The following is a 22,461-nucleotide window of genomic DNA, read 5'->3' as shown; positions in this document are numbered from 1 at the left end:
TAAATATTGTCTAAAAATGCCAGCAATTGCTGGCATTTTTTATATTGGGTACAACGTTATTTTCTTGTAGCTACTATCGGATGGTGCTTGAAAGCATATAATACCAATTGAAATAAATAATCGATCATTTTAAGGCGGTTTAAATCGTCAATAACTGCTTTGTTTTCAATCACACACGCCCGCTATTACTCGACAATTGCTCCTGCATTGTTCTACTTACGGGCATCCATGCCCTAATCAATCAAACGCCTTGCCTGCAGGGATGCAGGTACTTATGTTTAGTCTGGAACAATAAACATGTATTCTTGAACAATTTATCCTCGCTTAAAATTGGTCAATAACTTATTACATTTGGTATAAAGCATAATAATTAAGATGATATTGCTATCAATTAGGGACTTTAGGCTTTCTACCGTTATAATGTACGACAAATTTTTCATCAAATTCTAATATGAAATATAGTGATTTAAGAGATTTCATCTCTCAATTAGAGAAATTAGGCCAACTTAAGCGCATTAGTCAGCCAATTTCTACTGATTTAACCATGACAGAGATTAGCGACCGCACCTTACGGCAAGGCGGTCCGGCATTATTATTTGAAAATCCAACCGACGAAAATGGCACACCACACGGTATGCCAGTATTGACCAACTTGTTTGGTACACCAGAGCGTGTAGCTTTGGCAATGGGGCAAGATAATGTCAAAGCCTTACGCGATGTTGGTACACTGTTAGCAGCCTTAAAAGAACCTGAGCCTCCGAAAGGTTTTCGCGATGCCATGAGTAAAATACCGCTGTATAAGCAAGTGCTAAACATGCCGGTTAAGGTGATTAAAAAACCATTATGTCAGCAGGTTGTATTTGAAGGCGATGCGGTTGATCTAACTCAGCTTCCAATCCAAAAATGTTGGCCAGGTGATGTTGCCCCTTTGATTACTTGGGGGTTAACCGTGACTAAAGGCCCACATAAAGAACGTCAAAATCTTGGTATTTATCGCAATCAATTATTAGGTCGCAATAAAGTGATCATGCGTTGGTTATCTCACCGAGGCGGCGCGCTAGATTTTCAAGAGTTTAAAAAAGCTTTTCCAGGTGAAAAATATCCCGTTGCTGTTGCCTTAGGTGCCGATCCTGCCACCATTTTAGGTGCGGTTACACCCGTGCCAGATACCTTGTCAGAATATGCTTTCGCCGGCCTATTGCGCGGTAGTAAAACCGAAGTAGCTAAGTGTATTAGTCATGATTTAGAAGTACCTGCGAGCGCCGAAATTGTACTTGAAGGTTATATTGACCCGGATGAAGTAGCACCAGAAGGACCTTATGGCGATCATACTGGCTATTATAATGAGGTTGATGACTTTCCCGTCATGACGGTAACGCATATTACCCATCGAAAAGATCCAATCTATCACAGCACTTATACCGGACGTCCGCCAGATGAACCAGCAATATTGGGTGTAGCACTCAATGAAGTGTTTGTGCCTATTTTGCAAAAGCAGTTTCCCGAAATCCAAGATTTTTACTTACCACCAGAAGGTTGTTCTTATCGTTTAGCGGTAGTGACCATTAAAAAGCAATATGCGGGTCATGCTAAACGCGTCATGATGGGGGTTTGGTCATTCTTACGCCAATTTATGTATACCAAGTTTGTGATTGTTTGTGACGATGATATTAATGCCCGTGACTGGAAAGACGTTATTTGGGCTATGACCACGCGTATGGATCCGAGTCGCGATACGGTGTTAATTGAAAACACACCGATAGACTATTTAGATTTTGCCTCACCTGTGTCAGGCTTAGGTTCAAAAATGGGTATGGACGCCACAAATAAATGGCCAGGTGAAACTAATCGTGAATGGGGCGAACCTATTGAAATGACCCAAGCGATTAAAGACCATGTTGATGATATTTGGGATGAGCTCAATATATCAAACGACGTTAATAATTCAAATTGATAATACTGCGGCCAAATAGCGAGCATGCAGAATAAGGTAAAAGATAAATGAAAGTGATTACATGTCAGGTAGCGTCGTTAACGCCATTAACGGAGCATGTTTATAAGGCACTGTTAAAGCCGAGTACACCTGTTGATTTCTCTGCCGGACAATACTTAAATTTTGTGATGAGTGACGAAGACAAGCGACCTTTTTCAATTGCAAGTGCTCCAGGCGCTGAATTAATTGAGTTGCAAATAGGGGCTTTTGGTTCAGATAGTTATCCGATGCAAGTGATTGAGCACATAAAAGCCAACACTGAAGTGACTATCGAGATGCCCTTTGGTAATGCGCATTTACGCGAAAAAAGTGAACGCCCGCTACTGCTTATTGCTGGTGGTACAGGTTTTTCATACATTAAATCTATGTTTGAACATTTAGCCTTGCAGCAGTCTCAACGTGAAGTTTTAGTCTATTGGGGCTTACGCGAGCCTAGTGCATGCTATGAACTAGAAGAAACAGCCGCGATGATTACTAAATTAGCTAACGGGAAATTTATCCCGGTGATTGAAGCACCGCATGTTGATTGGCAAGGTCGCTCGGGCATGGTCCATAAGGTAGTCATGGCAGAAGTTAACAACTTAGCAGATTATGACATTTATTTAGCTGGTCGTTTTGAAATGGTTGCAGCCGTTCGTGGCGACTTTGTTAAGCAAGGCGCATTAATTGAACATATGTATGCGGATGCTTTTGCGTTTATCTAATGCGATACAAAGTTAGTTAATTTCCTACTGATTTTAATGGTTAAGATAAAAAAGCACACGCTTTATAGCAAGCTTACATTCTCTCTAAAATCAAAATGTTTACATATACCCGCTCCACTTCAAGGTGCAGTTTCAGAGTTAAGCTAGGAAATTAGAACAAGGCGCGATACGAAGATAATGGTTATTCCCTTATCAAGTATTGCAACGCAGGACTGGTTTTCTAGCTTAACTCCCTACGGGCAAGCCGATAAAGGGTCATCTCCGGCGTTATGGATTTCGACAATAGAACAACTATTCTCTTCAATCCATGCCTTGTACCTAGCCCTTTCTCGACTTGCTGAAATCTGCATCTTGAGGTGGAACGGGTATAATAGAAGTTCAGCCTCTTAGAAGGAAGCTGAACTGTTCTATGATAGTTCATCCACTTGTTTACTTTTTCCACATTAATATGTGTTTAATTTTCCATCATCTTTAGTATTTTAGTTTGGCTATTTAATAAATCATAATAGAACCAGAACCTTGATACTCAGTAAAATATAACCGTGTTCGAACGATATATTCACGACCTTTATGTAAGCGAACCCTAATTTTAGCATTATAGTCATAGCCACTATCATGGGCGATGTGAGTTTATTACATAGACCCCATTTGATATTTTACTAGCTACAAATCTATTCTTAGATATTATAGTTATAGGTATGCATTACGCATCCATATAACAACTAGGACATTCAAAATGCGATACAGTCATATAGTATTAATTGTTTTATCCTCACTGCTGGTAATAACGAATAGCTTCGCTACCGAAAACGACACTAAATCTAAACGCTTTAGCGCAATGCGGGTGTTTGATATGGAATATGCAACGGATCCTCAGATTTCACCCGATGGTAAAATAATTACCTATGTCCGTCATTCTATGGATCGAATGAAAGACAAAGACAAAGGCCAAATATGGCTGATTAATATTGATGATGGAATGCACCTTCCACTCGTTGATGGAGAAGCTCCCTCTCATTCACCTCGATGGTCCCCGGATGGAAAAAGCTTACTTTTCGTTACTGCTCCACAAGGTAAGCCTGAATTAAGGCTATATTATTTTAAATCAGACCGAAGTATTGGCTTAGCCCAATTTATCAGTGCTCCTTCACGCGCCACTTGGTCACCTGATGGTAAGCACATTGCTTTTAATATGTTTATAGAAGGTAAAAAACCTAGTTTTTCAACGCCGGTTACCAAACCCGAAGGTGCAAAGTGGAATGATGCAGTTAAAGTATTTGACGATCTCACCTTTCGATTTGATGGTGCAGGTTATTTACCTGAAGGTACTAACCAAGTGTTTACTCTACCTGTTGAGGGCGGATCTCCTCGTCAGTTAACCCATGGCGATGCGGATATGAACACATCGACTTGGTTAGATAATGATACGGTTTTAGTCACAGGCAATACCTCAGCTGATCGCGATATGGATTTCATTGAAAGCGAGATATATGCCATCCAATTGAGTGACTTATCGATTACGGCGTTAACTAGCCGTGATGGCCCAGATAGCGGTGCGACGGTTTCACCGAATGGTAAAAATATCGCCTACATTGGTTATGATGACAAGGTATTGTCCTATCAACAAAACGACCTGTACATAATGAATGCTGATGGAACTAATCAACGAGAGTTAGCCACTAATTTTAAAGGCAGCATAGGTCAAGTTAAATGGGAATCTAATAGTAAATCACTCATATTTTCGTCTGAAGATTATGGGCTTATTAGTTTGTATCGTGTTAATTTAAAAGGTCGAGTGTCAAAAATTCTTACAGGAATAGGTGGTGGCTCCATTGGTAGACCTTATGCGAATGGCAGTTTCTCTATAAGTCGTCATTCAAAAGCAAAAATTGCCTATATGGCAGGTTTTTCTGATCGACCAGCTGAAGTTGGGCTGAGCGATTATAAAGGTAAAAAACAGCGAATATTAACCAAATTGAACGATGATTTGCTGCCTTATCTTGAAATGGCAAAAGTTGAAGAGATCAAAGTAAAATCTAGTCATGATGGTAAAGAAATTGAAGCTTGGGTGGCTTTCCCTCCTAATTTTAAAGCTGATGGTAGTTTTCCTATGATACTTGAGATACATGGAGGCCCATACACCATGTACGGCCCTTACTTTGCAAGTGAGATGCAGCGTTACGCGGCTGAAGGTTATGTAACGGTTTGGTCTAACCCACGAGGTTCAACAGGTTATGGTGAAGACTTTGCACTTGAAATCGACCGTGCTTATCCAGGTAATGACTATCACGATTTAATGAGTGTGGTAGATGAAATGATTGCACGTAAATATGTAGACGATAAACGCTTATTTGTTACAGGAGGCTCTGGCGGAGGAATTTTAACTGCTTGGATAGTTACCAAAACTAAACGTTTCGCTGCTGCGGCCTCTATAAAGCCAGTGATAAACTGGATGACAATGGCATTAGCTGGCGATATAGCACCTTATGTAAGACGGCACTGGATACGTGAAGACCCTTGGTCTAACCCTGAAGCCTTCTTAAAATTTTCGCCCATTCGTTATGTGGATAAAGTACAAACCCCAACGTTGCTGATGGTGGGAGAAGAAGATTATAGAACTCCGGCATGGGAAGCTGAACAATTCTATACTGCGCTTAAAATGTTAGGTGTGGATACGGCACTTATTCGAGTGCCAAATGCCCCACATTATATCGCCTCACGTCCTAGCCGTTTGATCGCTAAAACCGATAATATTATGGGCTGGTTCGCTAAATACGACCCGGCGAAAAAAAAACATTGATAACAAAGAAGTAAAACAAGATTAAGTTAAGCATAAGTGCGGCCTTTTGAAAATGAGCGCTGCACTTTACTATAGCTTTAAATTTTATCTGAATCGGTCAAACAAGAAAGCGCTAAAATACCAGTAAAGCTCACCAAGCAAGCATGTTCGCACTCTTTAATTTAGCCTACTGTTTGGTAGATAGCTGTCCTTTTTAGACGCATATTTACTATCAATTCAATGTCTCGAATGTGGTATTAGTGACCATTTTGGAATGTAATTTTATTCGCTCTAAATCCAAGCTAAAAGTTAATAATAGGCTTCTTTTGCACTAGCTAAATAAGTATTTGCCAAAAATACAAAGTCATCAATTGAACCATTTAAGTTACTCGCGGAGATAAATAGATGACCGCCAAGTGCTTGGTGCAATATCTCACTATGATGCAGAAAAGCGGCCAATGGCCCTTTTATGACTGTACCATCTTTTAAAACGTAAGGTTCAAAATTTAAAATACCTTCTTCAAAGGTGATTAATTGCTGCTTAATGCAGTATTGAATAAGGGGTTTTTGCTCGTGTATCATTCGGTTTGCTAAGCGTAATGATATGCTGTTCGCTATCGCTTCTATTGAAGTTAGTTTGATACCGACGTAATTCAGTTCTTCACGCGTTATACCGACTGTATTTGTCACGCTATGAATATTGCGAATTTGCCGCCAGTTAAATTGCCATTGGCCGTGACGATGATGAAAAGTTAATGCTTCAGGTGTCACTATTAAGCTGTAAGCCGGTTCAGCTAATTTTAGTAAACCGATAAAAATAGTCACTACGCAAGTGAGCACCATAAAGAGTAAAGGGAAACGGGCCTGTTGCCAGTAATAACTGCACAGCCAAGCTACAATGAACAAAGCTATAAAGCCGGTTAAAGTAATGAATAAACCATGATGGCGGGCAATTGCTTTAATTTTTATTGTTTTATTGCTTTTTGTCATAGATTTTTACTTTAAATACTGACGGTTCCAAAAAGAAATTGTTAATTATATTTAATATTTGTGCATATTTTTTTGATTAGTATATACTCTGCGCGTTTTCGCTACGAAGCAATAGTTTTGTAGCAATTTAACTTAACGAACGAAATAAAAGGTAGGATAATATGACTAAGAATAAAGTTAAAAAACACCATAAAAATCAAGGTGCTTGTGAATTGGGTCGAGGCGTAATTAAAGATAATTTCTTAGCGGCAGTGGTAACGTCAACGTTGTTTAAGCAGCAAATAATTATCGCTAAAAAAGGTAAGGGTGCTTATCAAAGAACTCAAAAGCATAAAGGACAAGAGTCCTATTTAATGGCGGTTTAATCCATTAGGATATAACCATTATTAAATAGGGCTTTTAGCTTTATTAACTTCAGCGCTAAGCGTGAATTTTTCTAAGTACTTGATTCGCTTTGTCTAGATGGCCTTGGTGCTCAAGTACTTGTGAAAAAACCAGTAAGTCAGTTTTATCGTATTGTTTATCTTCAAGATTAACTAAACTATTAAATGCTTTTTCTGCTAGCTGCCATTGTTGAGAAGCCGTAGCAAAATGAGCTACCAAAGACAACCAAGTAGCATTGTGTGGCTCGTTATGTAAATGTTTTTGCGCTGCTGCCATAAGACTATCGTCTTGCGTAATGGGTAATGTTCTGACCGCTTTTAATAAGCTAATCGCATTGCCTTTCTTTATTATCGGTAATAATAACTTTGCTAAGGGTTCGTTAACTTGGTTTTCTGCTAACACCTGACAATAAGCCAGTACGACCGTTTCTGTTTGTTTAATTTTCTTCGGAAGTTGCTGCCAATATTCCAGCAAAGGATGACTATCGTGCTGTTTAATTTGTTGATTAAAAACGCCGTAAAACGCCTGCTGCTGCCATAAAGTGATCGTTTGTGCGCTAATCGATTTTTGTTTCTGAGCCGCATGAAGTTTTTTGATAACATGATCAAAACGTTGCTCAATTAAACTTAGCTCTATTTCTAATCTAAGCAGTCGAACGTCATGTCCAATATGCTTATGGTGTTCATCAATCACAGTGCGTGCTTGTTGGTAATTTTGCTGACCGATCAATAATTTTATTTTAATTAACACCGCTTCTAATCCAGCGTCTTTAAAAGTGCTAGTTGTCTGTTCAAGCAAGCCTAAATAATGATCTGTGTTTGGTTTTAATGCTTGTTTTTGTGCAGCATCGGCCGCAACAAGATAAGCTATATGTTCAAAATTTGAGGCATCAGCAGATTTAGCCAATAAATGCTCTGCTTGTTTATAATCACCTAAAACATAGGCAGCGATACCTTTGTTGAAGTCTTTAAGTGCTCGTCGGCGACTGGCAAAAGCAATTTTGTTCCAAGCTTTAAAGCTAAAACTTAGCCCGCCACGGAAAAATTTAATGATAAGTGCTAATGCAAAGAAGCACAGCGCTAGCGTGATTATGGCGGTAATAACCGTTGTCTCAATGGCTGAATCTCCAATTGAGATCAGAATATAGCCTTTTTCACCAATTAACATTGGTGTTATAACGATTACCCCAAGAAATAAAATCAGCAATAATAATAGTCGTTTCATTATAAGTCCTCACTTAGCTCGGCGCTTGCGGGCTCGTCTTTAGATGCTTGTGGTGATGCAGCGTTATTGTTGCTCTCTAAAGTGCTTATTGAGGTTTCTTGGTCTGACAGTAATTGTCGAATAGCTTGCAACGAGGCAAGCTTATTTGGGTAGCTAGCGGTAATAGTGGCTGTTTTTAACGAATCGATAGTGTCGAGGAAAATTTTATTTTCAAGTTTTGTCATGTCAAAATATTCACCAATCCAACGCTGCATATCGTTAAGTGATTGCTGGTAAATATTACCTTTTGATTTACTTGCCGCCCAAATAGCCGTTTGTAATTTTAGACTTAAATTTTCACGTAAGTTTTGTTGAAATTGTGGCGACATTAACGGCTCAATATTACCTGTTCTGCGGGTAACTGTGAAAAACTCATCAGTAAACTTGCGCCATGTCTTAGCCAAGTTCTCACGCCAGTCAGTGGCGTTATCAGTTAATTCAAGTGTAGTTTCACTTTGGTTTATCTCTGGAATCTCAAAGAGTGCTAATGGCAATTGTTTGATTTGCTGGTCAAGTACCATCAGTTTTAAAATAACATCATCGGTTGCTAATTTAGGGAGCAATTGTAGTTTGGCAATATCTTGCTGAATGGTTTGACGAAGAGCTAAAAATTGTGGGTCATTTAGCTCTTGAATGCGCAAGTCTGCATCTTTTAGTAAGCTAATAGCGGTGCCAGGTTCTTTTTCTAACCATAAGCTTCTAGAAGCAACGCGAATAAGATATTCGGCTTCTTGTAATAACCAGTCACTGGGCTGATTTTGGCCTAAACTGGCAATTTTTTGCTGTAATTGTGCGATAGTATCTTGATTGCGCTGTTCAAGGCGATTACCTTGCTCAAGCTTATTGCGCAAGGCGTTTAATTCACTAGCATTTGCTTGTTTACTTTGTGAAAGCAGTTGGGTGATATTTTGGGTAATATTTTGAGCGTTTCGTGTCAGCTGCTGGGCTATTTCCTGCTGATTGGCACCAAGCTTATCCTCGACAATATCATTAAGTTTCAGGCTATATTGGGCTTTTTGCTGCTCACTCCAATAATAGTGCCCAACACTGGCGAGAATAGCTATTAGCGCGATAATTAATGCGACTACAGCTATTTTAGATATTTTACGTTTCTTATTTTTACTCGCTGCACTTTTTTCTGGTGACGATTCAGAACTGACTGTTGTCGATTTTTTTGATGTGTTGGAGGCGGTGTTTTTCACTGGTGAGGCGCTCTTTTCATTAGTATTGTTCGATGATGGCTTCTGGCTTATGCTTTCATCGGCAGTCAGCTTGGTTTTGTCAGGGGCATTATCAAGCGGTTTATTTTTAGGCTTTTCTGAAGGTTTTTCAGCACTATCAACGGAGGCAGGTTGGTTCGGTAACGCTTCCTGCGATGAACTCATATCGATTGAAGCCGTTAAACCTGTCTGACTTTCAGGATGACTGCTGTCAGCTGACGTTTTATCAGGTTTCGATTGCTTGGGTTGTTTTTTATCGCTCATGAACTGATCCTATCTTACATGTTGGCGCTACGCACACTCAATTTATTAGGTAAAGTAAGTTGTTTATATGACTCGATGTTGCTTAATCTTTACTCACTGACAAGTGCATTAATGATTGCTTGGAACTGGCATTTTGGCATTTATCATTCGACTGATGCCCATTATTTTGCTTTAGAGCACTTATCTTACTTGCCAACGTCCACAGATATTGTGCTTGCCAGTGCCTATTTTGTACCTAAATTAAGTTTACTATGAATTCTAATAAAACGTTACTAGTGATTAAGATACAATTTATCTGCTGTTGATGCCATGCTTTGATAATCTTATACCATTTTCATTAATTAGGTGATCTCTTTTATACGTAGGAAAAATGGCCCAATACAAGGCATTTATTTTAATCACGAGTTGTTCAGGACAATATGCTCCTGCATTATCTAATAAACTGTATCCATGCAGCGATAATGATTAAATCAATAACGCAGTAGTGGGTCGTTTTAACCCGTATAAATATTCAGATAATAACTGAGGTTGGTATTATATGAATAATTTTTCTAACCACGCGAATAACTTTCAAAAGAGTGAAACTATGTACTAAGACGCTATCACTCTTTTCTTACTCAGCCGCATTTTTAGTCAGTTAATACTCAGTTAATACTCAGATAAATTTAATGTTTAGAACATGAGATATTAGCTTATGGAAAATTTACTGCTTTGACACTTATAAGCGCTATAAATAGGGTGAGTTGGTTTATTTCTTGGAGTATGAGTTTGCTCAAGGTGGCATTGTTTTAACATCAAAACATGAATGAAAGTAGCTTTGATAACCACCTTGCTTCAAACATTTTTGTACCGTTTCGCCCAGCATATTCTGGGCGCGATATTCATCAAAGAAGCTTATGCTTGGTCATACACCTGACGTAGTATTTTGTCGGCACCTTTAGCCAATAAGTTCTCAGCTAACTGATCCCCTAATTGCTCGGCTTCACTCATATTGCCTCGCACTTCGCTGGTTAATATTACACTGCCGTCGACCGCACCTACTAATCCGCGTAGGTAAATCTGTTCATTTTCTAGCACGGCATAACTACCAATGGGTACCTGACAACCGCCTTCAAGCGCACGATTCATTGCCCGCTCAGCCAGAACACGAATGCGTGTTTCTTCACAGCCAAGTGGTGCTAACAAAGTTTTAATGACTGCATCATCAACCCGACACTCTATGCCAACAGCGCCTTGGCCATTTGCCGGTAACATAACTTCTGGGGCAATATATTCACGAATACGCTCTGGCATTTCTAAGCGAATTAACCCCGCTGCTGCTAAAATAATGGCGTCATATTCACCATTATCAAGTTTCTTAAGACGCGTGTTTACGTTACCACGGAGATCGCGAATATCTAAATCTGGACGTAATGCTTTTATTTGACATTGACGACGTAAACTTGAAGTTCCAACCACGGCGCCTTGTGGCAACTCAGCTAAACTAGCAATGTTATTCGACACAAATGCGTCACGCGGGTCTTCACGTGGGCAAATAATTTCTAAACCTAAGCCTTCTGGAAATTCTACAGGGACATCTTTCATTGAATGCACGGCAATATCAGCACGATTTTCTAACATGGCCACTTCAAGCTCTTTTACAAACAAGCCTTTGCCACCGACTTTTGCGAGTGGTGTATCGAGAATAATGTCACCTTTGGTGGTCATCGGTACTAATTCAACTTGTATACCTGGATGAAAATGCTCAAGTTTCGCCTTAACATATTCTGCCTGCCACAGTGCGAGTGCGCTTTTTCGTGTTGCAATTCGTACGGTTTGTTGCGTCATGTAATTTACCTTAATTAATATTTATTGCGCAGAAAGTACGATGTTTTCTTCTGCTTGTTTACTGACCGCACTAGATAAAAACTGCCATAGTTCATCGCTACCGCGTTTATCGAACCACTGGTCATTTTCGAAATGAAAGTGGTGGCCGTTAAATTTCGTTGCTACCCAAATTTCATGTAAAGGTGCTTGCTTGTTTATAATGATTTTACTGGCATTTTTAAATGTCAGGGTTAACATCCCGCCAACCCCTTCATAATCGATATCGTAACCGCAATTTTCGATGGCTTCTTCTACCGCAAGTAAGATATTTTCTGCGGCTAAATTGTATTGACTATCATTCATTAACTGTTCCTTTTTACCTACGCTTTAAGATTGTTTAATCTTTGCTTGGTAATTATTGGTCAAGGGATTATAAAACGTCTATCATGGGAAAAAAATCGAATAAATCAATTATGCGTAAACAAATTGCAATTATTTTCTTCAGTTTGCTTAGTTTAGTAACCATAACAGGCTGCGGCATTAAAGGCCCTTTATACCAAACTCCTGAGCAACAGCAAGAGAACTTACCAAAAACAAGCCAAGAAATTGATAAAAACAGTGATATAACCAATTTAGAGCATTAGGAATAACGACATTGGACTTTTTTAATCGTAAACAACATGCATTATTCGCTGAGCAATGTCCGGTCGCTGAGCTAGCAAAGCAATACGGCACGCCGCTTTATATATATTCACGCGCTACCATTGAACGCCATTGGCATGCTTTTGATCAAGCGGCTGGAGAGCGACCGCACCTTGTTTGTTATGCTGTTAAGGCAAACAGCAATATAGCGGTATTAAATGTAATGGCACGCTTAGGATCTGGCTTTGACATTGTCTCTAAAGGCGAGTTGATGCGAGTGATTGAAGCGGGTGGCGATCCGAAAAAAGTGGTGTTTTCAGGTGTAGGGAAAACCTCAGATGAAATTACATTCGCGCTAAACCTTGGTATTTACTGTTTTAATGTTGAGTCAGCTGCTGAATTAGATCGCATACAATCTGTTGCGCAAGGCCTGAATAAAGTTGCACCTATTTCATTACGGGTAAACCCCGATGTGGATGCAGGCACTCATCCTTATATTTCAACCGGTTTAAAAGAAAATAAATTTGGTATTAGTATTGAGCAAGCTCCTCAGCTATATCAATACGCTTCGACATTATCGCATATTAATATTCAAGGCGTTGACTGCCATATAGGTTCACAGCTAACCGAAATTTTACCGTTTTTAGATGCACTTGATCGGGTATTAAAGTTAGTTGATGAACTAGCCGAGCAAGGTATTGCGCTATCGCATATTGATGTCGGTGGTGGTTTAGGTGTTTGTTACGATGACGAACAACCGCCTCACCCTAAAGAATACGCTGAAGCTATTGCGCAAAAGTTAACCGGTCGTGATTTAACACTTATTTATGAACCAGGCAGGGCTGTAATGGCCAATGCAGGTATTTTGGTGACTGAAGTTGAATATATCAAAGTAAGTGAAGACCGCAATTTTGCCATTGTTGATGCGGCAATGAATGATTTAATAAGACCAGCTTTATATCAAGCTTGGCAAGCCATTATTCCAGTTGAACGACGTGATGATGTAGCGAGTGCACAATACGATGTGGTTGGTCCTATATGTGAAACCGGTGATTTTTTAGGTAAAGACCGAGCGTTGGCAATTAAAGCAGGCGATTTACTTGCCATACGCAGTGCCGGTGCTTATGGTTTTACCATGAGTTCAAATTACAATAGTCGGCCACGTGCGGCTGAAGTTATGGTTGACGGCAGCGAAAGCTATTTAGTCAGAAAACGCGAAACCTTAAGCCAGTTGTGGCAAGGTGAAAGCTTGTTACCTTTATAGTGTGAGATTAAGTGTCGATGTTAGTAAATTTTTCTAAAATGCACGGTTTAGGTAACGATTTCCTCGTGCTCGATAATGTGACACAAAATGTTTTTTTGTCCAGTGAGCAAATTAAGCAACTCGCCGATAGAAATTTTGGTGTTGGCTTTGATCAAGTGCTAGTTGTTGAACCGCCGTATGATCCTGATTTAGATTTTCACTACCGCATATTTAATGCCGATGGCAGTGAAGTAGGGCAATGTGGCAATGGTGCAAGATGCTTCGCAAAGTTTGTGCGTTTAAAAGGTTTAACTAATAAACATAAAATTAAGGTTTCAACGCAATCAGGAAAAATGACTTTGTTTATTGAGCGTGACGGCAACGTTTCGGTCAATATGCCAGTGCCCCAATTTGAACCGGCAAAAATTCCATTTACTGCGCAAAAAGCAGAAGGTACTTATATTCTTCGCAGTGAAGATGAAACCGTACTTTGTGGTGTTGTTTCAATGGGTAATCCGCACTGCGTTTTAACCGTAGATAATGTTAAAGAAGCGCCGGTAGCTATATTGGGTGAAGCGCTGTCGCTACATGAGCGTTTTCCTCAACAAGCCAATATTAGTTTTATGGAGGTCGTGTCACCCGAATATATCAAACTACGTGTTTATGAACGTGGTGCAGCTGAAACATTAGCTTGTGGCAGTGGCGCATGTGCTGCCGTAGTCGTTGGGCAAATGCAAAAGAAACTAAATAGACAAGTATTAGTGGATTTACCCGGAGGGCAATTGAAGATTTTTTGGAAAGGCCCCGGGAATTCAGTAAAAATGACAGGTCCCGCCGTGCATGTGTTCGATGGGCAAATAAACTTATGAATCAAGACAATAATAAATCTATGCAATCAAGTGATCAAAACCTAATGTCAGATGACGAAATAAAGCTAACCGATGAGTTAATCGTTAGTTACCTGCAAGAGCACCCTGAGTTTTTTAATCGTCAGGGGGAGTTTGTTACCAGCTTAAGGCTACCCGATCACCAACGTGGCACTATTTCTTTAGTCGAACGTCAATTATCTCAACAGCGCTTAAAAATTCATAATTTGGAAGAAGAAATCACCCAGTTAATGGTGATAGCAAACCAAAATGAGCAATTGTTTACCTTGTATAGCGACCTATATTTACGTCTACTCGATTGTACAACAGCAGCAGAGTTACTTGATTGTTTGCACCAGGCGACCACTCAATTGTTGTCGTTAGATGCATTAAAGTTATGGCTAGTAAAGCCAACAGCAATTAATCACAGTTCATTAGTTAACAATGATTGTGCTGAAATTATTGAAAGCCGATTAAGTAAAGACGAATATTATTTTGGTCGCTTGCAACAAAGTGAACAAGAATTGATTTTCTCTGAGCCAAGCGCAGGATCTGTCGTGTTAGTGCGACTTACGCATAATCAAGAAGATATTGGCTTTTTAGCTATTAGCAGCCAAGATGCTGAGCATTTTGATCCCCGTATGGATACTTTGTTGTTGAGCCAATTTAAAAAACTGGTCGCAAAACTTTTACATCAGCATCTTTATTAGGTAAATATATTTTGAGATTTTATCGCCGTTTACAACCTTTTCATGCGATCAGCTTTGACTTGGATGACACCTTGTATAGTAACCAACCGGTCATGTTGGCGACCGATACCAAGATGATCGCCTATTTTAAGCGTATATTCGGCGATTATGGTCTTGATAGTAACTTACATAGCTTTGATTTTCGTTTTTGGTGGTCTTTTCGTCATCAAGTTCTTGAACAATCTCCTGCGCTTGTGCACGATATTGGCTTGTTGCGAGAAAAAAGCTATTACCTCGGCGCACTTTCATTAGGTTTAACTGATGCTGAGGCACGGTCAGTTGCAGGAATGGCGTTAGATTATTTTGTTGAGCAGCGCAGTAATTTTACTTTGCCGCAACAAACGCACGATTTTTTAAGCTACTTAAAGCGCAGAGTACCTTTGGTGGCGATTACTAACGGCAATGTTGATACCAATAAAATTGGTATCGCTAAGTACTTTAGTGAACATTTTAATGCTTCTACTGATAATAAATTAAAACCTGACAGCGATATGTTTGATAAAGCTTGTGCCGCGCTGAAGATTCCTCATGCGCAATTACTCCATGTTGGCGACTGTGGTAAAAATGATGTATTTGGTGCTATTAATGCTGGCTGCCAAACTGCTTGGTTAAACCCATACCAAGTCGGTAAACCCTTGAAAATATTGCCTACCCTTGCCCTTGAACATATTGAACAGCTGACAAAAATATTGCCATAAATTTTTGTCTTTGTTTATTTAAACTCAAAATTAGCTGTCAAAATTTGACACATATAGCCTTGATATAATTTAATTGCTTACTTGTAATAAGGATAGCGTTATCAAAATAGTGCTTAACTTGCTATGATAGCGACATATTTTTGCTTTTGATTTTACCTTGCTATGGATGTTTCTGAATTACTTGAATCGTTGAACGATAAACAACGAGATGTTGTTGCTGCGCCACTACAAAATATGTTGGTGCTTGCAGGCGCTGGAAGCGGTAAAACGCGAGTTTTAGTACAGCGTATTGCTTGGCTAATGAAGGTTGAACAGGCATCACCTCATAGTATTTTAGCGGTTACTTTTACCAATAAAGCCGCGGCCGAAATGCGTGCACGCGTTGAACAAACCGTTGATGGCAATGTGCATGGTATGTGGGTAGGTACTTTCCATGGTTTAGCGCATCGGTTATTACGCATGCATTTCCAAGAAGCTAAATTGCCGCAAAGCTTTCAAGTACTCGATTCTGATGATCAACTTCGCATGGTTAAACGCATTGTTCGCTCGTTAGAGTTGGATGAAAAACGTTGGCCACCCAAGCAATTTCTTTGGTATATCAATGGTAAAAAAGATGAAGGTTTACGGCCACATCATATTGATAGCCAACATGATGTTACCGAAGAAACTTTTGTTAAAGTTTATCGCGTCTATCAAGATACTTGTGATCGCGCAGGTTTAGTCGACTTCGCTGAGTTATTACTTCGAGCTCATGAGCTTTGGTTAAATAATCCTGAGTTATTAGCGCATTATCAACAACGCTTTGCGCATGTGTTAGTAGATGAGTTTCAAGATACTAACGCTATTCAATATGCTTGGTTAAACTTGTTAGGTAAAAAAAGCGGTAATATCATGATTGTTGGTGACGATGACCAATCTATTTATGGCTGGCGTGGCGCAAAAATTGAAAATATTCAGCGTTTCTTACAAGATTTTGACGGTGCAAAAACGATCAAACTTGAGCAAAACTATCGCTCAACTGCCAACATTCTAAATGCGGCTAATCAACTGATTGCTAACAATAGTAATCGCCTCGGTAAAGACTTATGGACCGAAGATGATGCGGGCGAAAAAATATCTATCTATACTGCATTCAATGAAATAGATGAAGCACGTTTTATTGCGGGTCGGATCACCGACTGGAAAAATAAAAATGGCTCACTTGATGATGTCGCTATTTTATATCGCAGCAATGCACAATCACGCTTAATGGAAGAAGCGTTGATTCAAGCGAAATTGCCTTACCGAATTTATGGCGGTTTACGATTTTTTGAACGTCAAGAAATCAAAGATGCGCTTGCTTACTTACGTTTACTGAATAACCGTGATGACGACGCGGCATTTGAGCGAGTAATTAATACCCCAACACGTGGTATTGGCAATCAAACGCTGAGTTTAGTACGCGATGGTGCTAGAAGTTTGGAATGTACTTTGTGGCAAGCATGTCAGCATATGGTTCAGAATAAGGAACTTAAAGGTCGCAGTGCCAAGGTTATACAGCAATTTATTAATGTTATTGATCAATTAGAAGACGATTCAAGTCATTTGAATCTTGACCAACAAGCAAACCATGTTATTCAGCATTCAGGTTTGAAAGCTATGTATCAAGCGGAAAAAGGTGAACGTGCTGAAGCCCGTATAGAAAACTTAAATGAGCTAGTCACGGCTTGTCAAACATTTGAAGTAGATCCTGAGCTTGAAGAAGAACAAAGCCCATTAACCTCATTTTTAACCCATGCTGCGCTTGAGTCGGGTGAGTCACAAGCCGACGATCATGAACCAGCGGTGCAATTAATGACTATGCACTCGGCTAAAGGTTTAGAATTTCCATTAGTGTTTATTGCGGGCTTAGAAGAAGGTATGTTCCCCTCGCAGCAGTCGGTTGAAGATATTAGCCGCTTAGAAGAGGAGCGCCGATTATGTTATGTCGGTATGACTCGGGCAATGCAAAAATTATATTTATGCCACGCCGAAAGCCGTCGACTGTATGGCCAGGAAAAAAATCATAAAGCGAGTCGCTTTTTGAGAGAGTTACCAGAAGCCTGTACAGAAGAAATTCGCTTACAAAGTCAGGTGAAAAAGCCAATAACAACAGGGAAGTTCTCATCAGCTCTAACCTTAGAAACCTTTGGTAATTCGGGGTTTAAATTGGGCCAAAATGTTCGCCACAAAAAGTTTGGTGATGGTGTGGTTTTAAACTACGAAGGCAGTGGCCCACAAAGTCGCATTCAAGTTAACTTTGCTGATGTCGGTTGTAAATGGTTAGTGGTTTCTTATGCTAACTTGGAAACACTGTAAATAGTTTCCAAGGCTAATGGATATTAATGTCGTGATAAATTCTCTTACATGGACGTAAGTTATGCAGGTCATACAGGAAGTAATGGCGAAGATGGCAAAACAATAAAGTACAAAAACAAAGCGTGTCGTGTATGACACGCTTTGAACACTCCACTAACGCGGCGTAATTGCTGCCTTTCCTGCATGTCTTCTGGCTTTTACTGAATCAAAACTAAATATTGCTAGTGCGGTCCAAATACAAGCAAAGGTGATTAATTTAGCAAAATATAGTGGTTCTTGATAATAGTATGTCGCCAAAATAAACATGATGCTTGGGCCAATGTATTGAAAAAATCCTAAAGCAGTTAACGTCATACGTTTTGTCGCTGCGGAAAAACAGAGCAATGGAGCAGTGGTGACAATACCAGTGCAAATCAAGAGCATATTTAATGACATGGCATTATCAAACATGTTGGTCGTGCTGGTTTTTAAAAACATTAACCAATAAATTAACGCTATTGGTAGCATCATAAGTGACTCTATCAGTAAGCCGACAAATGAATCTAAAGGCATTTTTTTACGTAATAAGCCATAAGTGCCAAAAGTGGCGGCTAAGGTTAATGAAATTATCGGTAACGACCCAACCATAATGAGCTGAATCATTACGCCAATAAATGCCAGACCAACGGCGAATAGCTGCCAGGGGCGTAAACGTTCACCTAAAAATATAACGCCTAATGCAACACTGAAAAGTGGATTAATATAATAGCCTAAGCTGGCATCAAGCAAATGATCATTATTCACTGCCCAAATGAAAAGAAACCAATTTACCGCTAAAAAAGTCGCTGATATGGTCAGTTGCAGCACTATTTTTGGCTGAGAAATGGTCTCAATAAAATTGCCCCACCTTTTGGTCAGTAAAACAATTAGCATTAATAAAACCGTCGACCAAACCACGCGATGGATAAGAATTTCTTCCGCGTTAATATGATCTATCAGTCTAAAATATAACGGAGCAATACCCCACATAGTATAGGCACTAATAGCGAAGATAATACCACCACGAAAGGCGGATTTTTCAGATGTTGGCATGGAATAAATTTACAGTTTTGTTTGGTTTTAAAGCGAGATAATAACATTAATCACCTAATGGCATATTAATATCGTGAATATCTATACTATCCGACCATGTATGTGCCAGTACCAAAGGCAATATGAACGCCGTTTTCGTTGTGCATCTCCATGCGAGCTACCGCTACTTTACTGCCACTTCGAATAATTTTTGCTGTGGCAATAAATATCTCACCTCTCCCGGGCCTTATAAAGTCGGTACGTAAATCAATGGTGCTTAAGCGACTTAAACTTTGTGAGATTATTTTGGGCGATAATTCGGGTAGTTGAGAAAGTATATTTGCTGCAGCGACAACGCCACCGGCAAGATCGAGCGCTGAGGCGGTTACGCCACCATGAAGAATTCTTTGTTCTGGATTACCGATAAGCTTGTCGTGCCACTTAATACTGACCGTTGACTCTTGGCTATTAAACTGCGTGACCTCTAGCCCTAATAACTTATTAAACGGCATTTCTTGGCTCCAATATTGAGCAAGCTGTTTAAAATATTCTTCGTGTATCATAAATGTCCTTTTAGCGATGTAAGCGAAACTCATAATAATTACTATTATATTGAAAATAAATCTCCGCACAAAGCCTTTACTACGTTAAAATGTCGGTTGATTTCATTTAATAAAGATTGTCTGTTGCAAGCCATTTCCCCTACAACATTAACTGAATCCCTGAAACATCATTTTGGTTATCAGGCGTTTCGCCCTGGCCAAGAAGAAATTATCAATCATGCACTTCAAGGCCGCGACAGCTTAGTGTTAATGCCAACAGGCGGCGGAAAGTCAATGTGCTTTCAATTGCCAGCAACCTTGATGCCTGGTGTTACCATTGTTGTTTCACCATTAATAGCATTAATGAAAGATCAAGTTGATGGTTTAGTTCGGCAAGGTATTTCAGCTGCTTATGTTAATTCGTCTCTAGATACCGAGACCATCAACGATATTTTTAGGCGTTTAGGTCAAGGCGAAATAAAGCTACTTTATGTCGCACCAGAGCGATTAAAGAATTATTATTTTATCCAAGGGTTATCTCAATTAACAATCAGTCTTTTTGCTATTGATGAAGCGCATTGTATATCGCAATGGGGCCATGATTTTCGCCCTGCATACACGCAATTACATCAGCTAAAACAAAAATTTCCCCATGTACCTGTAATGGCATTAACCGCAACGGCTGATGTCACCACTCGTCGAGATATTCTGCAACAATTAGCTTTACATGACCCCTATATACACCTTGATAGCTTTGATCGGCCCAATATTCGTTTTACTTTGGCAGAGAAATATCAGGGTGAGCAACAAGTTATTGGTTATATCAAAAAGCGAAAAGATGAGTGCGGGATTATTTATTGTAATAGTCGCTGGCAAGTTGAAAAACTAGCAAAACGATTAGCAGAAACAGGCATTAATTGTTCGGCTTATCATGCTGGGCTAGAGTCTGAAATTCGCAATATTATCCAAGATAAATTTGCCAAAGATGATGTGCAAATTGTAGTGGCTACGGTGGCTTTTGGTTTGGGTATTAATAAGTCTAATGTGCGATTTGTTATACATTATGAGCCACCACGAACATTAGAGTCTTACTATCAAGAAATAGGTCGAGCAGGCCGAGATGGCTTACCGGCAGAAGCACTTTTTCTTTATGATGAGAAAGACGCTGAGCGCATAAGTAAGCGTATTGGTGAAGGTGAAAACGAGCAGCGAGTCAATGTAGAATTACAGCGTTTTCAGGCGATGCGTGGCTTTATTGATGCTCAAACTTGCCGGCGTAGAGTGGTCTTAAATTACTTTGCGGAGTTTACCGAAAAAAGCTGTGGTAATTGTGATATTTGCTTAGATCCCCCGAGTCAATTCGATGCCACAGAGGCGGCGCAAAAAGTGCTGTCTTGTGTATATCGTATCGAAGGAAATGGTGATGTTGAGCATGTTGTGGCGGTTTTACGAGCCGAACTCAATGATAAAATTATCCAACTGGCTCATGATAAAGTATCGACTTTTGGTATTGGTAGAGATAAAACGCCTGGCTATTGGTTTTCAATAGTGCGGCAATTAATTCACTTAGGCTATTTACAACAAGATATCGCAGCCCAGTCAAACTTATGTTTAACACAGGCGGCAGGTGCTGTTTTGAAAGGACAAGAGCCATTAATGCTGGCCGCTCCTCGCTTACAAAAAGCGAGTTATTGGCAACGTAATAAACGTGAAAAAGTTTATGACAGGATACTGTTTTCGAAATTAAGATCATTACGAAAAGAAATCGCCAGCCTTGAAGATATAGCGCCGTTTATTGTTTTTAACGATGCTACCTTAGCTGAATTAGCACGAGTAAAACCATTAACCTCAAGACAAATGCTTAATGTCAGTGGTATTGGCGATACCAAACTTGCCCGTTATGGCGAACCATTTTTATCGTTAATTAAGCAGCATCAAAGCTGAACTGAAATGAAATAACAAATTTTACAGACAAAAAAAGCGCCTAACAGCGCTTTTTTTTATCATAACTTAATGTTACTTAAGGCTAGCGTAGTATGCTGCAATGTTAGCAACATCTTCGTCAGATAATGCCATAGCCATTGGTGCCATTACTGGATCTTTACGGTTGCCCGATTTAAAATCTTTTAATTGCTTGGCAAGGTAAGCTTCTTTTTGACCAGCAAGATTAGGGTACATAGGAACAGCGGAAATACCAGCAGCACCGTGACAGGCTGAACACATGGCAGTTTTAGATTTACCGGCAGCTGCGTCGCCAGCGAATGCAGGTGAAGCCATCATAAGAGTAGCAGCAACGGCTAAAGTAAGTTTTTTCATAGATATAATCTCTCTTTGGTAAATAATTTTAAAGTATCCTCAATTGATTATATGTAAAAAGTAAACTGTTGTCGTTGCTTTTTTTAGGATCTTACTCCGATGATATTTTATCTAATATTTTTCTGAGCTAGCCTAAGTTTTAAACAATTAATTTCATTTATTCAAACTAAGAAGAAACGGTATGCAGATAAAAGATAATATAGAAATTATTAATCTCGAGGAAATAAACTCAACCACACTACAATTGCGATTTAATGTGGAGTGGACAATGGATGATAAAACGGCAATTATTGATCATGTCTTAAGCGTAACATCGGCAAAAACGCTAGAAGTTGCAGAAGGAGCTGATCTGTATTGTTTAAGAATAAAATATGGTGCCGGTGAATTTTTATTAAACTTTGAAGAATACAGTCATGCCTGCTGGCTCGAGTGTATTACCGATCAAGACATTGACGGATTGCAGGAAATTAAGCTGCTTCTATCTAAATGAGTCTGAAGTTACCGCAGCGATAAATAAATGATAACAATTGGATTATTTAAGTCATCATTAACGCCGTCTTATATGGCTTTCTCTATAAAAGACTTGTTTGGTTTAGCGAAAAATTAGTTAGCGAT

Annotated in this window: 21 protein-coding genes; 13 read left to right on the top strand and 8 right to left on the bottom strand. The window is 39.5% G+C overall.

What is annotated here, in order from left to right; all coding sequences use genetic code 11:
• Positions 1-451: 451 nt before the first annotated feature.
• From ubiD to A3Q33_RS07905, 3 genes are all read left to right on the top strand, one after another.
• Entirely contained in the window at positions 452-1,954 is a 1,503-nt protein-coding gene (gene ubiD / locus A3Q33_RS07915) for a 4-hydroxy-3-polyprenylbenzoate decarboxylase (RefSeq protein ID WP_081179479.1), read from the top strand.
• Positions 1,955-2,001: 47 nt separating this feature from the next.
• Positions 2,002-2,697 (top strand): NAD(P)H-flavin reductase, encoded by a 696-nt coding sequence (gene fre, locus A3Q33_RS07910; RefSeq protein ID WP_081179478.1) that lies wholly within the window; start codon positions 2,002-2,004, stop codon positions 2,695-2,697.
• 736 nt (positions 2,698-3,433) lie between these two features.
• Positions 3,434-5,497, top strand: a complete 2,064-nt coding sequence (locus A3Q33_RS07905) for an alpha/beta hydrolase family protein (RefSeq protein WP_081179477.1) — start codon at positions 3,434-3,436, stop codon at positions 5,495-5,497.
• A gap of 288 nt (positions 5,498-5,785) precedes the next feature.
• Here A3Q33_RS07905 and A3Q33_RS07900 read toward each other — a convergent pair whose 3' ends face one another.
• Positions 5,786-6,466 carry a DUF2982 domain-containing protein gene (locus tag A3Q33_RS07900; RefSeq protein ID WP_081179476.1) on the bottom strand — a complete coding sequence of 227 codons (681 nt, stop codon included), beginning with the start codon at positions 6,464-6,466 and terminating at the stop codon, positions 5,786-5,788.
• Between the two features lie 161 nt (positions 6,467-6,627).
• Between A3Q33_RS07900 and arfA the strand changes: the two genes are divergently transcribed.
• Positions 6,628-6,831 carry a ribosome alternative rescue factor ArfA gene (gene arfA / locus A3Q33_RS07895; RefSeq protein WP_081179475.1) on the top strand — a complete coding sequence of 68 codons (204 nt, stop codon included), beginning with the start codon at positions 6,628-6,630 and terminating at the stop codon, positions 6,829-6,831.
• A 55-nt stretch (positions 6,832-6,886) separates the two neighbouring features.
• Here the strand turns inward: arfA and A3Q33_RS07890 are convergent, their stop codons facing one another.
• Together A3Q33_RS07890 and A3Q33_RS07885 are read right to left on the bottom strand one after the other, a co-directional pair.
• Positions 6,887-8,074: a heme biosynthesis HemY N-terminal domain-containing protein gene (locus A3Q33_RS07890; RefSeq protein WP_081179474.1), complete on the bottom strand. Its 1,188-nt coding sequence runs from the start codon at positions 8,072-8,074 to the stop codon at positions 6,887-6,889.
• Positions 8,074-9,597, bottom strand: a complete 1,524-nt coding sequence (locus tag A3Q33_RS07885) for a uroporphyrinogen-III C-methyltransferase (protein ID WP_081179473.1) — start codon at positions 9,595-9,597, stop codon at positions 8,074-8,076. Before A3Q33_RS07885 ends, A3Q33_RS07890 begins: the two co-directional genes overlap by 1 nt.
• Before the next feature lie 111 nt (positions 9,598-9,708).
• Here A3Q33_RS07885 and A3Q33_RS20585 point away from each other — a divergent pair, with 111 nt between their 5' ends.
• Positions 9,709-9,852: a hypothetical protein gene (locus A3Q33_RS20585; protein ID WP_155866732.1), complete on the top strand. Its 144-nt coding sequence runs from the start codon at positions 9,709-9,711 to the stop codon at positions 9,850-9,852.
• A gap of 639 nt (positions 9,853-10,491) precedes the next feature.
• On the opposite strand, the gene hemC is transcribed toward A3Q33_RS20585, so the two are convergent.
• Entirely contained in the window at positions 10,492-11,424 is a 933-nt protein-coding gene (gene hemC / locus A3Q33_RS07875) for a hydroxymethylbilane synthase (protein WP_081179471.1), read from the bottom strand.
• Positions 11,425-11,445: 21 nt separating this feature from the next.
• Complete coding sequence (gene cyaY / locus A3Q33_RS07870) at positions 11,446-11,766, bottom strand: iron donor protein CyaY (protein ID WP_081179470.1); 321 nt, start codon at positions 11,764-11,766, stop codon at positions 11,446-11,448.
• A gap of 110 nt (positions 11,767-11,876) precedes the next feature.
• Here cyaY and lptM point away from each other — a divergent pair, with 110 nt between their 5' ends.
• From lptM to uvrD, 6 genes are all read left to right on the top strand, one after another.
• A complete protein-coding gene (lptM, locus tag A3Q33_RS07865) occupies positions 11,877-12,047 on the top strand; it encodes an LPS translocon maturation chaperone LptM (protein WP_155866731.1) in 171 nt (56 codons plus the stop codon).
• An 11-nt stretch (positions 12,048-12,058) separates the two neighbouring features.
• Complete coding sequence (gene lysA / locus A3Q33_RS07860) at positions 12,059-13,309, top strand: diaminopimelate decarboxylase (RefSeq protein ID WP_081179469.1); 1,251 nt, start codon at positions 12,059-12,061, stop codon at positions 13,307-13,309.
• 17 nt (positions 13,310-13,326) lie between these two features.
• On the top strand, positions 13,327-14,157 hold the full coding sequence (gene dapF / locus A3Q33_RS07855; protein WP_081150801.1) for a diaminopimelate epimerase: 831 nt from the start codon (positions 13,327-13,329) through the stop codon (positions 14,155-14,157).
• On the top strand, positions 14,154-14,864 hold the full coding sequence (locus A3Q33_RS07850) for a DUF484 family protein (protein WP_231295806.1): 711 nt from the start codon (positions 14,154-14,156) through the stop codon (positions 14,862-14,864). The genes dapF and A3Q33_RS07850 overlap by 4 nt, the downstream gene beginning before the upstream one ends.
• A gap of 11 nt (positions 14,865-14,875) precedes the next feature.
• Positions 14,876-15,601 carry an HAD-IA family hydrolase gene (locus tag A3Q33_RS07845; RefSeq protein ID WP_196798068.1) on the top strand — a complete coding sequence of 242 codons (726 nt, stop codon included), beginning with the start codon at positions 14,876-14,878 and terminating at the stop codon, positions 15,599-15,601.
• A gap of 162 nt (positions 15,602-15,763) precedes the next feature.
• Positions 15,764-17,938 carry a DNA helicase II gene (uvrD, locus tag A3Q33_RS07840; protein WP_081179467.1) on the top strand — a complete coding sequence of 725 codons (2,175 nt, stop codon included), beginning with the start codon at positions 15,764-15,766 and terminating at the stop codon, positions 17,936-17,938.
• A 153-nt stretch (positions 17,939-18,091) separates the two neighbouring features.
• Here the strand turns inward: uvrD and rarD are convergent, their stop codons facing one another.
• Both rarD and A3Q33_RS07830 read right to left on the bottom strand, forming a co-directional pair.
• Positions 18,092-19,009 carry an EamA family transporter RarD gene (gene rarD, locus A3Q33_RS07835; protein ID WP_081179466.1) on the bottom strand — a complete coding sequence of 306 codons (918 nt, stop codon included), beginning with the start codon at positions 19,007-19,009 and terminating at the stop codon, positions 18,092-18,094.
• Between the two features lie 86 nt (positions 19,010-19,095).
• Positions 19,096-19,551, bottom strand: coding sequence for a thioesterase family protein (locus tag A3Q33_RS07830; RefSeq protein ID WP_081179465.1), 456 nt, complete (start codon positions 19,549-19,551; stop codon positions 19,096-19,098).
• 123 nt (positions 19,552-19,674) lie between these two features.
• Between A3Q33_RS07830 and recQ the strand changes: the two genes are divergently transcribed.
• Entirely contained in the window at positions 19,675-21,474 is a 1,800-nt protein-coding gene (gene recQ / locus A3Q33_RS07825; RefSeq protein ID WP_155866730.1) for a DNA helicase RecQ, read from the top strand.
• A gap of 72 nt (positions 21,475-21,546) precedes the next feature.
• Here the strand turns inward: recQ and A3Q33_RS07820 are convergent, their stop codons facing one another.
• Entirely contained in the window at positions 21,547-21,846 is a 300-nt protein-coding gene (locus tag A3Q33_RS07820; RefSeq protein WP_081179464.1) for a c-type cytochrome, read from the bottom strand.
• A gap of 268 nt (positions 21,847-22,114) precedes the next feature.
• On the opposite strand from A3Q33_RS07820, the gene A3Q33_RS07815 reads away from it, so the two are divergent.
• On the top strand, positions 22,115-22,336 hold the full coding sequence (locus A3Q33_RS07815; RefSeq protein WP_231295805.1) for a DUF3630 family protein: 222 nt from the start codon (positions 22,115-22,117) through the stop codon (positions 22,334-22,336).
• Positions 22,337-22,461 lie beyond the last annotated feature (125 nt).

Source organism: Colwellia sp. PAMC 21821 (assembly GCF_002077175.1).
Lineage (GTDB): Bacteria > Pseudomonadota > Gammaproteobacteria > Enterobacterales > Alteromonadaceae > Cognaticolwellia.
The sequence above is the reverse complement of the archived record's forward strand: the minus strand, read 5'-3'. Positions and strand labels throughout refer to the sequence as shown.